Raw genomic sequence first — 13,209 nt, 5'->3', positions numbered from 1 at the left:
GTGAACGGCAGGTCAAGTCAGGGGATTTCAGTTCCAGGGCTGCCCCTCCGCGGCGTACTTCAGGTCGATGTCGACCGAGTGGAGTGGTTGCCCAGCGCCATCGGTCACTCCTCGGGCCTCGTGCCAGCTGATTGTCAGGCTGTACTCTCGCGGCTCGCCGGGCGCCGGGACACGCTCCGCGTGGCACCATTCGAGTGAAGAGTCGCACTCGATGTGATCGATTGCTCCGAACTTGCTTTGCTCCCACGCTGACGTGTGATTCACCCATTCCGTCATCTCTTTATAGGTGACCGGCGCGTAGAAGTATGCGCGAAGCTGTGCGTGCGGCTTCGTATAGGACGTGTGATCCTTCTTCCAGTCCTCAGAGGGTTGGCTGGATTCTTCCCAGTCATCCGGGATCGGGATGGCGGCAATTTTGTTGGGCATTGCGTCGATCTCTGGGCTACTCAAGAAGTGCCAGGGGCGGAAGTCGAGCCAGATGAAGACCGTCCCGATCATAACGCCGCCGATCATGACGATCTGGAGGACCCAGCGGAGCCATCCAAGTGCGAAGGCAACGAGAGGCGTGAAGTCGCCATCAAACTGATCACCGCCATCTTGACCGCTGGCGGCGCCAACACCCCAGAAGCCGAAGGCGTACATCATCGGGAGCGGCACGGCGACAGCCACGACCGTGGCGAGGATCGCTGGGACCCAGTGAATGCTGTCGAAGGCCGGAGACAGGCCGATCCACCAGATGAGGACGACGATTGCGACCGGAAGCAGGTGAACGCCGCTCAGAACCCATGGGGCCGACTTCGGATTGCCTCGACTGAGTCTCCCGAGAAGACCGGGTTGCGTTAGGGAACGCAAGATTCCGGCGCGTTTGCCTGTTGTTGTCATGGGCAGTTTCCAGCTCCGAGTCGCGGTGTGGTCATGTGTATGACCTGGCCGTGGCCAGATGTCGGCGCGTGGTTGCAACGGCGTCACTTGCCCACGCCCGAGGGTGTTCTCGGACTCTAGCTTGCCGATTCTGGGCACCTCGGAGGGCGGTGGCTACTAGGTGCATCCCATAGCTCATCGTCTGAGGTCTGATGTGAACAGTGACTCGAGGAACCGCAGCGGTGACGGATCCGACGGCGGCCATGGTTTCGGGTTGCAGCGTTGGGCCGCCATCCAAGGACTCCGCGATCGGGATCGGCTGAGGTTGCCAGGGCAACGTTGCAAGTGAAGTCGGGCCCCATAAGAGTTGTCGAGCGAAGGTGGCAGCGGATCGTGATTTGCGCTTCACGACTCCGCGTCGCGTGCAATACCGTGACGTCCGGCGCTCCGACGGGGCGTCCTGCAATGGAATCGCGGGAAAGGCAATGATCGATGAGTGACTTCGGGGCAACATACGACGAGATGACCGGCACCGCCGACAAGCTCGACCAGGGCAAGGACACGATCGAGTCGGCGCTGGACGAGTGCCAGGGCTACGTCGATGAGCTGGTTCAGGACGGGTTCAAGACGGAGAAGGCGTCCGGTAAGTTCCAGGACGGCTACACCGAGATGACCACGGGTCTGAAGGACGCCATCGCTGGTGTCGAGGACATGGCGCAGGCTCTGCGTGACATGGCCACGGCGATCCAGGACCTCGACTCGCAGCTCGCCGGCGGCTGAGTCACAGCGTTTGTCAGGATGGTGGGCTCGCATCTGTGAGCCCACCATCTGCCCGTCTCGGACGTCCCCGTCAGGTGCTGCGGTGTCGACTCCCGCCGGGCGCTGCGACCTCTCAACCGGGTCAGCAGAAATCTTTACTTTCGAAGATGTTTAGAACTCGACGAAGCGGGTAGGACGACCGTGACGATGTCGAACGCCCGGATCTCGGAGCATGTCCGTGATGATGGCGTCGCCTCGTCGGGTCAGCTCGTCACGACCATGTGACGCGCTACGTACGGTGACGAACGGCGCTGCCATGTGTCGTTCGACAGAATCGCGGGAAAGGCGATGATCGATGAGTGACTTCGGGGCAACATACGACGAGATGACCGGCACCGCCGACAAGCTCGACCAGGGCAAGGACACGATCGAGTCGGCTCTGGACGAGTGCCAGGGCTACGTGGATGAGTTGGTTCAGGACGGGTTCAAGACGGAGAAGGCGTCGGGGAAGTTCCAGGACGGCTACACGGAGATGACCACGGGTCTGAAGGACGCTATTGCCGGCGTCGAGGACATGGCGCAGGCGCTGCGTGACATGGCCACGGCGATCCAGGACCTCGACAGCCAGCTCGCCGGCGGCTGATCCATTCGCTTGGTTGGGTGGGGCGGAGCATGCGCGGTCGCCCCACCCGCGGCGACATTTCGGCACGTTGACCGGGCAGATGGCGGAAGATCGAAGGGGAGCTTGCGGTGGCGGACGTCAGGATCAAGATCGAGACACTCTCGAGGATCGCGACACAGTTGGACTCGATTGTCAGCGAGTTCGAGAATGCGACGAGCCAGTCGGAGGAGCTCGAGGCGGACATCGGCAATCCGTACGGCCGCAGCGACCTCCGGGACAAGGCACAGGACTTCGAGGAGCGCTGGGACGACAAGCGCGATGAGCTCAAGGACAGCCTGAAGGAGCTCCACGAGCACGTCAAAGGCGTGGTCGACGGGTTCGAGAACTGGGACAGCGAGACTGCCCTCCAGTTCCAGACCAAGTAGGACGTTCGGCCCCGCAGCGCGGTGACTGCGGCGGGGCGGACGGTTCAGGACACTTGACGGGCTCGACGAAGGAGCACATGAGCCATGGATTCATCACCTAAGGGCAGAGAGATCAGGACTGTCGAGGGCAATCCCTCCGGCATCATCGAGCGCGGCGACGCCATCGAGCGTCTGGGCGAGATGATGAAGTCCTGTTACGAAGAGCTGAAGAAGATCTCGGAACACGATCTCGCCAACGGCGAGATGGACGGCAAGGCCGTCGAGAAGCTTCAGGACAAGATCGGCGACTCCTACAAGACGCTCGAAGAGGCCAGCGCGCTCTACACGCCGGTGGGCCCGATCATTGCGAAGTACGGCCAAGAGCTCCAACAGTGGCAGCCGTTGATCAGGTCGCAGGTCGACACCTGCGAGGACCTGTGGGCCAAGTACGACGGCATGGAAGGTGCGCCGAACCATCTTCCGGGTGCCGGCCCGAAGGAAGGCAGCCCGGAGGCGCAGCAGGAGGAAGATGCTGCCGAGGCGAAGGAACAGGCCCGCAAGGACTGGGAGAACGCCGCCGAGACCTGGGACGGCTACTACGACTCCTGGGAAGACGCGTACGACGCTGCCGTCAGCGGCATCGGTAACGAGATGTCCGGGAAGATCGAGGACGGCTTCTGGGAGGTCCTCGACGACATCATCGCCGTCCTGGAGATCGTTGCGATGGTGCTCTTCGTGGCGAGCCTGTTCATCGCGGGACCGCTGGCGGCGATCGCGATGGCGGTGTCGGCCCTGGTGCTCCTTGCGAAGACCATCCAGTTCTGTGCCGGAAAGTGCTCAGGCTGGGACCTCGTGCTAGCTGTTCTCGACGTCGTGCCGTTCGGCAAGTTCGGAAAGATGGCCGATGCGATCACTGACCTGGGCGCCGGCGCGTCCAAGTTCGCCAAGTTCTCGGCTGGGTACAAGGCGGCGGGTGGCGTCGGGGACGCCGTCAAGTTCAAGGCCTTTCCGGACATCATGACCAGCCTTCACGCCGGTCTCGATGTCGGTGACTTCACGCGGATCAGCTCGTACAGCAAGATGTGGCGCGCGGCTGGTGACATCCAGGGCGCGTTGGCGAAGCAGACCAACTCCTTCTACAGCACTGTGAACACGATCCAGGGCCTGCCCGACTCGGCCGGCGACATCTTCGCCTGAGCGATCGATCGACCATACTGACGTGTGCTGCTCGGAGCTTGTAATCAAATCGGAGGACGACCATGGTCGGAACGTGGCGAGCTGAAGGAATCTACCCACAACGCGAATGGACGCTCGTTCCCAGCGACCTGGGGCAGGGCGCCGACACGTGGGTGTCGACCGAGTGCGCCCGTGTCCGCGAGTGGTTCGGCAGCAACGCGAGCCGGCAGTCCGACGAGGACGTACGCCGCGTTCTGACGGATTCCCTCGCCGGCATCGGTGAGCCGGGCAGGCTGGTCACCATGCTTCACTGGCCGATGACGGTCCCGATTGCCAGCCGCGTCAGAGTAGTCCTTGCCGAAGCTGGCGACCTGGACGTCGAGGCCTGGGAGAAGTCGGGCTTCGACGTCGATGAGTGCATCGGTGCGGCGATGGGCCCCGGCATCAAGTGCGTCGCATCGCGGGACGAGACCGTCGACGGACAGGATCTGCACCTGTCCACCGCGGTCTATGCCTTCAGCGGCGACACCGGTGGTGTGGGCCTGATCGTGGAGTCCGGTCTGCCGTTGGCGTTCCAGCTCACGATCACTCAGATGCCGGTCATTCTCTCGAGTCTTTCTCTCTTCGACCCGGACGGTCGTCCCTTCGAGGCCAGCCCGGTTCCGGGTCTCACACGAAACCACGTTGACGAATGGGAGCACCTTTCCAATGCCTAAGGCGGCAGCGATTGATCCGGGCAACTGGGCAACGGTGCACAGCAACTTCGATCGCTTCGACATCAATGAGTTGAATCGAGTGGTGCTGGACTATGCGCAGATCGAGCTGGAAGCAGCGGAAAGGAAGCGTCGCCGCTCGGGTGCGGCGAACGTTGCTGCGAAGTTGATGTTCTGGGTCGCGCTCATCGGTCTGGCCGGACCGCTGTTCTCCGTGGCGGTCTTTGCCAGTGGCGGAGGTGCGAGGAAGTTTTCCGAGGATTTCTCACCGGGCTTCGAGGTCCCGTGCGTCTACATCGGCTGCGCGCTCGGCTTCCTCGCCCTGCTCTATCACTTCGTGCCGTGGGCCCGGTCGACTCACCGGCAGTGGGACCGATCCCTGTTCGGGTTCTCGGTCTTCGTGTTGGTCTCGACCGTCCTGCTTCTGGTCCTGATCTTCATGAGCGACGCGGATGCCTATCCGCGCGTTCCCCTCGTGATCGCACCGCTGTTGCTGCTGGTGTTCGGCATCGCGGTGATCGTCGCGGAGTTCCGGCTCTACTCGAAGGAGAAGCCGCCGGCGGTCGACGTCGATGCGTTGACCCCGGACGAGCTCGAGGTGCTTCTCGCCTCGAGGCGCCAAGCGCTGACCACGCTGCGCTCGCGCTCGATCGTGTCTTACGACGAATTCGATGCACTGGATCGCAGTCCTCTGACTGCACGTGCTGACGGAAAGGCTTGAGATGTCCGGAAACAGTGCAAGTTCGTTGAGGGAGATGCTGGGTGCTCCCAAGGACCCGGAGTTCCACCTGAAGCTCCTCGATGGCTGGGAGCGCCACGTTCCGGACGCTTCCGACCGAGAGGCGATCGACGCCGAGATGAAGCGGCGCTGCATGGAGGCCAACCGGCCCGATCTGCATGCGCACCTTCGGATGCAGATGGATCAGGCGTTCTCGCTCATGAAGCAGCAGAACGTGATCGCCTACTTCGCGCCCACCGGGGCGCCGACCGGCGACGTCTACATCCCGGGTTCCATGTTCGCAACCATCCGGCGCGCGCCCAACGGCGAGAGCCTCGACGGCTACGTGACGCATGCGATCCAGACGTACGACGCCAAGCCGCTCTTTGGCGACAAGCGATTCATCCGCTTCGAACGCGAGTCCACGAAGGATCTCCAGGGCGGCTCGATCGTGATGACCTCGATCGTTTATGTGACACCAATCCCTGGGTCGAAGCACCGTCGCGGTCTTCAGCTCACGGCATCGGTCGCGCGTCCTGTGGAGATGTCGGCGACAGACCCGTTGTTCATCGGCTGGAAGACGGCGTTCGACGTGTGCGCCTCGTCGCTTCGCTGGTCGCCGCCGCAGGCATAGCTGCGAAACGTTGACAGGCTGTCGACGGCCGCAAGTGCGCTAGCGGATCTGGTCGGCCACCATCACCGCAGCGACGGCCAGACTTCCGATGACGAAGACCGCGCCGACGACGGTGAGGCTGCCGAACGCGATCGGGTAGAACCACCGCTCGAAGCTGTTCAGCGGCAGCTCGTTGTCGAACGGCCCCTTTGGGTCGTACATCACTTCGACGTCGTCCCCGGTCTTCATGTCCGGGGCAGCGCCCTCGCTGTGGCCGTAGTAGCTGCCGCCGGTCTCGGGAGCGGTGAACGTGTAGTTGACGTTGTATCTCGTGGTGCCGGGTCCACCACCGAGATTCACATTCCAAGCCCGGGTGATGCGAGCGGTCGTCCGGGCCCACTCGCGACTGTTGAGGGCCCTTCGCCAAGCATCTCCGAAGTTGAGGTAACCCGCTGCGCCGATCGCGATGCCGGCGATGACGCAGAAGGTCAGGCCGATGACGTCATCCAGTCCCATGCTCCGGACGTTCCTCTCTTGTCCCGATTGCCCGAGGTCGAGTACCTGAACCCTAATCCGCGGCGACAGGCGACGTCGGCGAGAGGTCGAGTTCGGCGCTCGCTAGCCTTACCGCGTCTTTGCGCACCTACTGATGACGGGATGTGAGCGGTGGCTCGGGGTTTGGCAGCGATGGCAGTGGCCACGGCAGCGCTGGTTTCGGGTTGTGCGGTCGGTCCGCCGCCGGAGGACTTCGCGACCGGTGACGCGGTCCTGGCGTTGCGGGTGCACGAGGGTGGCGAGGACTCCAGTCACCTCGTACTGGTCTCCGCGAACGGGGAGACGCGATCGGTCGAGCTCGACCGTGTCGAGGGCGCCCAGATCTCATGGACGGAGAACGGGATCACGACGTCCGACCGGAGCCACGACTACGTGATCGATGAGACCGGGTTGACCGCGAACGAGCGAACGAGTGGCGGGAACGAAGTCGAGACGCAACATGAGTGGTATCGGGTGCCGGTCGGGGCGGGGACGTTGGTCGGGTTCAGCCCCGAGGACGGGTCCAAGGATCCGTTCGTGACGTACATCGACGGAGAGAGCGGTAAAGCGACGACCCGAATGTCTCCGTACGGCGCCACATCGACCGCAGCCGTGTGTGGTGAGCGCGTGTTCTCATCGGGAAGGGGCACCGACACCAAGGCCTTCGAGGACGACAGCGAGTCGATCCCAGAGAGCCAGCGGGACCGAGCCGCTCTGACGTCTGCGTACCCGCACGACGGCGCGGACATCCTGAGCACCTTGGAGCCCTCAGGCTTCCCGGGCACCACCTCTCCCTGTGTCGACGGCCTCGTCTACGAGGGGTGGGAGAACGACGATGACCAGCACTTCGTCCGCATCTGGAACACCGCGAAGGGGACGCCCGCCGAGCAGGTTGCGGTCGACCACGAGATCGTCTATCCGGCGGATGACGACTCGTCGCGCATCGGCGGACCGGATCGGGTGACGGTCTCGGACAGTCAGCTCTATTGGGTCGTCGACAACACAATGTGGAGCGCACCGGTGCCGACCACTGAGGCTGCGCCGATTCGTGCCCGCAAGGTCGTTTACTTGGAGGGTTCCGTCGGGCTCGACGCGGAGGCGCTGGCGTACTCGTCGAGCGGCGTCTACACGGTCATCAATGACAGCGAGCTGCGCGAGCGCTTCACGAGGCGTCGGAGCGATCGAGTGTGGACCGAGCTCACCGAGCTGAGCCTGGTGCGCACGGACCTGGCCACCGGGAAGGCGGCGCTGGCTCTCGAAGTCGACGTGGAGGACGTGGACTTCCCGACCAAGGACGCCTCTGTCACGGCCCTGGCGGTCAACCCCACGTGGTTGGCGAAGCAGGGCGAGTAAGCGGAGGGTGGGTGTCGCCATGGAATCGGTGGACCTGATCGGGACCGGTGCCGGTCTGGCACTCGTTCTTCCGATCGTGCTCATCATGACGGTCCGTACCTGGATGCGTCGGCGTACGTGGACGCACGTCGAAGCCACAGTCACGTCGGTGAAGACAAAGCGGCGGAACAACGGTGAGACGTCGACCACCGTGCACTATCGATTTGTCGATTCGTCGGGCCAGGCACGATCGGGAACTGACACACCGTGGTTCCGGGCGCCGAAACGAAACTCACGCATCACGGTGATGTACGACCCGGAGAGGGAGGACGTCAGCGAAGCGTCGTCCATGGTGTGGCTGTACGTCCTGCTGGTCATTGCGGTCGCTCTCTTCGGCCTCGGTGCGACGCTGATCCTGGCGGGGCTTCGGGTCTGACTCCCGGTCAGGCCGGGACTGCCGTACGAGTCCGGCGGAAGCGACAACAGTCGGCTGAACGCTAGGTGAGCACTGCCATCCGCCTCAGGTAGGCTGCCTGCGGGCGTTGGGGCCTCGCTCCTTCGGTTAGCACTCCTGCCCCCGTCTTTCGTTCTCGGGAACATGCACTGTTGAAAGGGTTCTTCATGCGTACTCGCACCACCGTCCGGACCTGCCGACTGGCCGCCGCCGGTCTCAGCCTCGGCCTCGCGCTCACGATGACCGCGTGCGGCTCCGAGGAGACCGACAGCGCCGCGGATGCCGCGGTCGAGGTCGAGTCCAGCGCACCGGCCTCCGAGTCCCCGTCCGCGGCGCCGGCGGGCGACGAGACCGAGGTGAAGATCGGGAAGACGCTGAAGGACCCGGACATGGGCGACACGATCGAGATCGTCTCGGCCGTCCGCGACTTCCCGTCGACGGAGGAGGCGGACCTCATCGCCGAGGGCGGCGAGGTCGTGCTGCTGCAGGTGAAGATCAAGCCCGGCACGGAGTACGGCGGCCGGATCTCGGAGGGGAACTTCGAGATCTCGTGGGACAACGGCGGTGATTTCGAGAGCTCCGACACCCGTCTGATGACCGAGGAGCTGACCGCCGCGCAGCGTACGCCGCTGGAGGACGTCCAGCGGCGCGACGGCGGTGAGCACACCGGCTGGATCGCCTTCCAGGTGGAGGAGAAGGCCGACACGTACCTCATCGAGTACGAGCGCGACGGAGCGAAGGTGATCGGCTCGGACAAGACCATCGCCGAGTTCACGGAGCAGGTGGAGATCCCCGCGTCGTGAGGTGACCGCTGCCCGTTCGGCGGAGACCGGCTATGTCGATGGCCGGTCTCCGCCGAGGCTCGTTAGGATCTGGGCGTCCGTTGTCTCGGAGAGGGGACTGAAGGTGCATCCTGGGGCACGTCGTCGCGTGGGGGTCGTTTCCGTTGCCAGTCTGGCGCTCGTCGCAACCGCCTGCTCGGGCGATCTGCCGGCGTCGGTCGAGGAGGGCACCGAGGTCGCGGTCGCGTGGCGAGGCTCCCTGACGAGCACCAACCCGGCGAGCGCCGGCAGCGTGACCGACGGAAACCTCGACATCGCCTCGCTGACGCGCGGCGCGTTCGGCACCCTCATCGACGACACCGTCGAGATGGACGAGACGTTCGGCAAGGTCACCATGGAGGGCGAGAAGCAGGCCCGGGTGCGCTACGACCTGGCCGAGCCCACCTGGTCCGACGGAGTTCCGATCGACACGGCCGACCTGATGCTCGCCTGGGCGGCCACGTCGGGCTTCTTCGGCACCGCCCAGGAAGGCAGCGACGGGACGGTCGACTTCGGCGCGGTGCCGACGGGTCTGACCAAGAGCGCCTACATCCCCGAGGTCGACGAGGGCGCGCGCGCCATCGAGGTCCCGCTGGTGGTGCCGGTGGTCGACTGGCGTACGGCTCTGGACGTCGCCGTCCCGGCACACGTGGTCGGGCAGAAGGCGCTGAAGATCGAGGACCCGATCGAGGCCAAGGAGGTCGTCGAGACCGCGATCGAGGAGTCCGACACCGCGAAGCTGACCAAGATCGCGGAGGCGTGGAAGACCGCCTTCACGGTCGCCGAGGACGGCAAGGCGTCCGAGGAGGCGCTGCTGTCCAGCGGGCCTTACCGGATTGCGAAGATCACGGCCGGCGAGGCCGGCCAGGAGGTCGACCTCGAGGCCAACCCCGAATATGCGGGCGAGGCGAGGCCGACCTACGAGCAGGTACGCCTCACCCCCGCCAGCGCCGACGCGCTGGCCGGCCTCGGGGAGAAGGTCGACGTCGTCCAGGTCACCCCGACCAAGGGCAACCGGAAGCAGGTGCGCGACCTCGAGCGTCGCGACTACGGCGTCGAGACCGCCAACGACGGCACCATGTGGGCGCTGATCCTCCGCACCGACCGCGGCCTGTTCAAGCGTAAGGAGACCCGCACGTCCTATCTGCGGGCCGTGCCCCGTGGCGACATCTCCGAGGGCGGCGCGGGCGAGTGGGCCGAGGCGTACGAAGCCACCGACGTCGTGCTGTTCCCGCCGGGTGGCGAGGGCTACCAGATCGCGACCGAGGACTCCGGGTTCTCCACGAAGTTCAAGGCCTCGGAGGACGCGACGGCCCCGCGCGGCGCCAGGGTGTGCATCGCCTACGACAAGTCGAACGCCTTCGCCTCGGGCGCCTACGACACCATCGCGAACGTCGTCGACGACGAGGGCTGGTCCACCACCGACTGCGGTGTGTCCGGGGCCGACAAGGTGCTGTCCGGCAGCAAGTGGGACGCCGTCCTCGCCAGGATCCCCATCCCGCAGACGCCGGAGGAGATCTCGGCGCAGTGGGGCAGCAAGGGCAGCCAGAACGCGACCGGGGGCGGGGACCGCGAACGCGACCGGCTCATCGGCGAGCTGGCCCGCACCGCCGATCCCTACGAGGCCCGAGACGTACGCGTCCAGATCGAGAAGACGCTGGTCGCGGACTCGATCGTGGTGCCGATCGTGATGAACCCGACGGTGACGGTGATCGACAAGAAGGTCGACAGCGTCCGCCCCCGGTCCGGTCAGGTCGCTCCGCTCATCTCCACCATCGTCGAGTGGTCGCCGACCAAGAAGTAGACGACTTTTCGACTTTTTGAGTGGTTGGGTTCCTCGTCCCTTGCATAGGGTGCGGGCATGACGACGCTTCATCCCGGGGCAGTGTTCGGACACTACCGCCTGGACCGCATCCTCGGCGAAGGTGGAATGGGCGTCGTATACGACGCATTCGACACCAGGCTCGAGCGCCAGGTCGCACTGAAGATGGTGCACGCCCATCTCGCCGACCGGCAGTTCATCGACATGTTCATCCGCGAGGGCCAGACCCTCGCCCAGATCAGGTCGCCCCACATCATCGCGATCTACGACATCGGCGAGCAGCAGGGCAGCCCGTTCATCGTCACCCAGTTCATCAAGGGTGGCGACCTGTCCGGCCTCGTACGTTCGAAGGGGCCGTTGGCTCCACACCTGGCGTGCCTGGTCAACGCACAGGTCGCGGGGGCGCTCCACGATGCTCACCAGGTCGGGATCATCCACCAGGACGTGAAACCGTCGAACGTGCTCGTGCGCAACCCGGCGAGCCCTCTCGACCCGTTCGCGTTCCTGTGCGACTTCGGGATCGCGACCTCCTCCTCCGACTCGCCCGCAGGCGGGATCACGGGCACGTGGAACTACCTCGCGCCGGAATACATCCGCGACGAGCGCGACGCGCAGGGCCGCCCGATCACGCCGGAGCCCTCACGGGACATCTACGCCGCCGGTTGCATGCTGTGGTTCTCGCTGACCGGCATGATCCCCTATTCGGGTGCGGCAGTGCAGGTGGCGATGGCGCACCAGAACGCGCCGATCCCACAGTTCGTCGGCACCGACGAGTGGACCCGGGAAGCCAACCGGATCCTGCAGCTGTCGATGGCGAAGGACCGGCGCAACCGCTACCAGAGCGCCGCCGTTTTCAAGGACGACCTGCTCAAGCTGCGCGAGATCACCGCTCCGGCGCAGCTCGTGCCGGCGCCGTCCATGACCAACCCGAACCCGGTGCCGATCCCGGTCGCCGCGGTGCGGGCGCCGTCCGAGAGCGAGGCCATCCTGATCGAGGAGGCCGCGCGGCCCTCCAGGATCACCCCGCTCCGGGTCGGGGCGGCGATGGTCGGCGTGGCCGCCCTCGGGGTCGGTGGAGCTCTGGCGATCACCCAGCCCTGGGTCGAGCACGGCCCCGAGCCCATCGTGCCGACCGTCAAGGGCGCCGCGTACGCGGACGTCAACGGCGACAAGTTCGGGGACGTGGTCACCAACACCCAGAACCCTGACGGCAAGGGCGTCGACGTGGTCACCTGGAAGTCGGACGGGCGCACGCTGACCCCGTCGAAGGCCGTCACCTACGACGACCCCGCCCTCCCCGAGGACAACGACGGTGGCGAGGTGTTCCCGCTCTGCGCCGACTTCACCGGCGATGGGAAGAACTCACTCATCACCTTCGTACGAAGCGAGAAGGGCTTCAACTTCCACGGTGATCTGGAGGGATCCCTCAAGGCACCCGCGGGGGTCGTCGAGCAGGGCAAGAAGATGGCCGGGTCGTCCTTCTACTACGACCTGGGTGCCGACGACTTCGACGGTGACGGTGTCACCGACCTGTTCATGGCCACGACCTTCGGCAACCCGGACCCTGACCTCGACAGACAGGGCAGAACGGTCGGGGACGGTGCCATCTGGGTCTATCGCGGCACCGGGTCGGGGTTTGCGGAGCCGACACAGTTCGCGGCCTATCCGGCTGCCACCAGGGAGCAGGTCGTGGTGGGTGAGTTCACCGGTGACGAGAAGGCTGATCTGGTGGTGCTGAATCGAGCTCCGGGTGAGCCGGAGGACAAGACGCTGACGACCGGAACCTCGGACCTGGATCTCTACCAGGGCGACGGGACTGCCGCTGCCGCGGCCAAGTCGTTCCCCTTCCAGCACAAGGGGATCAGCTCGTTGGTCGCTGGTGACGTCGACGGCGACGGTCGCGACGAGATCGTCGCCGCGGAGTCAGGTCGCGGTGAGGGCCAGTCCATCACCGTCGGCAGGTTCAGCGAGGACCTAGCCCAGTTCTCGATCGCCAACCGCGGAAAGCTTCCCAAGCCCCGCAACACCCTCAAGACCACCAGCAGGTATCCCGTGGCCGTCGCCGACGTCAACGGTGACGGACGGACCGACATCGTCGCGGTCACGCAGGACACCAGCGAGAGCCCCTATGCCTTCTACGTGGCCCTGGCCTCGAAGACCGGGACCTTCCCCGGTCACATGATGGCGACGTGGAAGAAGTCGCCCGACGATGTCCGCCGCTACAACCTGATGGGAGGAACCCTCGGATGAGCGATTCCACCGGAGCTCCTGACAACACACCTCGCGGGCCGTCGTTCGAGCGTCCCCCTGTCGACGATCCGGACAAGACCACGATCAGGCCGCGGGTCGCTCGGCCCAACGGACCTTCTGGCACACCGTC

General features: G+C 65.1%; 14 protein-coding genes. 12 read left to right on the top strand and 2 right to left on the bottom strand.

The window, feature by feature from the left end; all coding sequences use genetic code 11:
* Positions 1 to 27 precede the first annotated feature (27 nt).
* Positions 28 to 882: a hypothetical protein gene (locus ACFVDI_RS17355; RefSeq protein ID WP_378907171.1), complete on the bottom strand. Its 855-nt coding sequence runs from the start codon at positions 880 to 882 to the stop codon at positions 28 to 30.
* Positions 883 to 1,353: 471 nt separating this feature from the next.
* On the opposite strand from ACFVDI_RS17355, the gene ACFVDI_RS17350 reads away from it, so the two are divergent.
* From ACFVDI_RS17350 to ACFVDI_RS17320, 7 genes are all read left to right on the top strand, one after another.
* Positions 1,354 to 1,641 (top strand): WXG100 family type VII secretion target, encoded by a 288-nt coding sequence (locus tag ACFVDI_RS17350; protein ID WP_008356172.1) that lies wholly within the window; start codon positions 1,354 to 1,356, stop codon positions 1,639 to 1,641.
* A gap of 334 nt (positions 1,642 to 1,975) precedes the next feature.
* On the top strand, positions 1,976 to 2,263 hold the full coding sequence (locus ACFVDI_RS17345; RefSeq protein WP_008356172.1) for a WXG100 family type VII secretion target: 288 nt from the start codon (positions 1,976 to 1,978) through the stop codon (positions 2,261 to 2,263).
* A gap of 107 nt (positions 2,264 to 2,370) precedes the next feature.
* A complete protein-coding gene (locus ACFVDI_RS17340) occupies positions 2,371 to 2,667 on the top strand; it encodes a flagellar protein FlgN (RefSeq protein ID WP_378907168.1) in 297 nt (98 codons plus the stop codon).
* An 84-nt stretch (positions 2,668 to 2,751) separates the two neighbouring features.
* On the top strand, positions 2,752 to 3,843 hold the full coding sequence (locus ACFVDI_RS17335; RefSeq protein ID WP_378907166.1) for a hypothetical protein: 1,092 nt from the start codon (positions 2,752 to 2,754) through the stop codon (positions 3,841 to 3,843).
* Positions 3,844 to 3,905: 62 nt separating this feature from the next.
* A complete protein-coding gene (locus ACFVDI_RS17330; RefSeq protein WP_378907163.1) occupies positions 3,906 to 4,538 on the top strand; it encodes a hypothetical protein in 633 nt (210 codons plus the stop codon).
* On the top strand, positions 4,531 to 5,256 hold the full coding sequence (locus tag ACFVDI_RS17325; RefSeq protein ID WP_378907160.1) for a hypothetical protein: 726 nt from the start codon (positions 4,531 to 4,533) through the stop codon (positions 5,254 to 5,256). The genes ACFVDI_RS17330 and ACFVDI_RS17325 overlap by 8 nt, the downstream gene beginning before the upstream one ends.
* The gene (locus tag ACFVDI_RS17320) at positions 5,237 to 5,887 is read left to right on the top strand and encodes a protein TPRXL (RefSeq protein WP_378907158.1); all 651 of its coding nucleotides are present in this window, start codon (positions 5,237 to 5,239) and stop codon (positions 5,885 to 5,887) included. Before ACFVDI_RS17325 ends, ACFVDI_RS17320 begins: the two co-directional genes overlap by 20 nt.
* Positions 5,888 to 5,926: 39 nt before the next feature.
* Here ACFVDI_RS17320 and ACFVDI_RS17315 read toward each other — a convergent pair whose 3' ends face one another.
* Positions 5,927 to 6,382 carry a DUF3592 domain-containing protein gene (locus ACFVDI_RS17315; protein WP_378907155.1) on the bottom strand — a complete coding sequence of 152 codons (456 nt, stop codon included), beginning with the start codon at positions 6,380 to 6,382 and terminating at the stop codon, positions 5,927 to 5,929.
* A gap of 171 nt (positions 6,383 to 6,553) precedes the next feature.
* Between ACFVDI_RS17315 and ACFVDI_RS17310 the strand changes: the two genes are divergently transcribed.
* From ACFVDI_RS17310 to ACFVDI_RS17290, 5 genes are all read left to right on the top strand, one after another.
* The gene (locus ACFVDI_RS17310; RefSeq protein ID WP_378907152.1) at positions 6,554 to 7,753 is read left to right on the top strand and encodes a hypothetical protein; all 1,200 of its coding nucleotides are present in this window, start codon (positions 6,554 to 6,556) and stop codon (positions 7,751 to 7,753) included.
* A gap of 19 nt (positions 7,754 to 7,772) precedes the next feature.
* Entirely contained in the window at positions 7,773 to 8,168 is a 396-nt protein-coding gene (locus tag ACFVDI_RS17305; RefSeq protein ID WP_378907150.1) for a DUF3592 domain-containing protein, read from the top strand.
* Between the two features lie 185 nt (positions 8,169 to 8,353).
* Entirely contained in the window at positions 8,354 to 8,989 is a 636-nt protein-coding gene (locus ACFVDI_RS17300; RefSeq protein ID WP_378907147.1) for a transcriptional regulator, read from the top strand.
* 127 nt (positions 8,990 to 9,116) lie between these two features.
* Positions 9,117 to 10,811, top strand: coding sequence for an ABC transporter substrate-binding protein (locus tag ACFVDI_RS17295; RefSeq protein WP_378907145.1), 1,695 nt, complete (start codon positions 9,117 to 9,119; stop codon positions 10,809 to 10,811).
* A 57-nt stretch (positions 10,812 to 10,868) separates the two neighbouring features.
* Positions 10,869 to 13,079, top strand: a complete 2,211-nt coding sequence (locus ACFVDI_RS17290; protein ID WP_378907142.1) for a protein kinase — start codon at positions 10,869 to 10,871, stop codon at positions 13,077 to 13,079.
* Positions 13,080 to 13,209 lie beyond the last annotated feature (130 nt).

Source organism: Nocardioides sp. NPDC057767 (genome assembly GCF_042798275.1).
Lineage (GTDB): Bacteria > Actinomycetota > Actinomycetes > Propionibacteriales > Nocardioidaceae > Nocardioides.
This window is presented reverse-complemented; position numbering and strand designations above follow the sequence as displayed.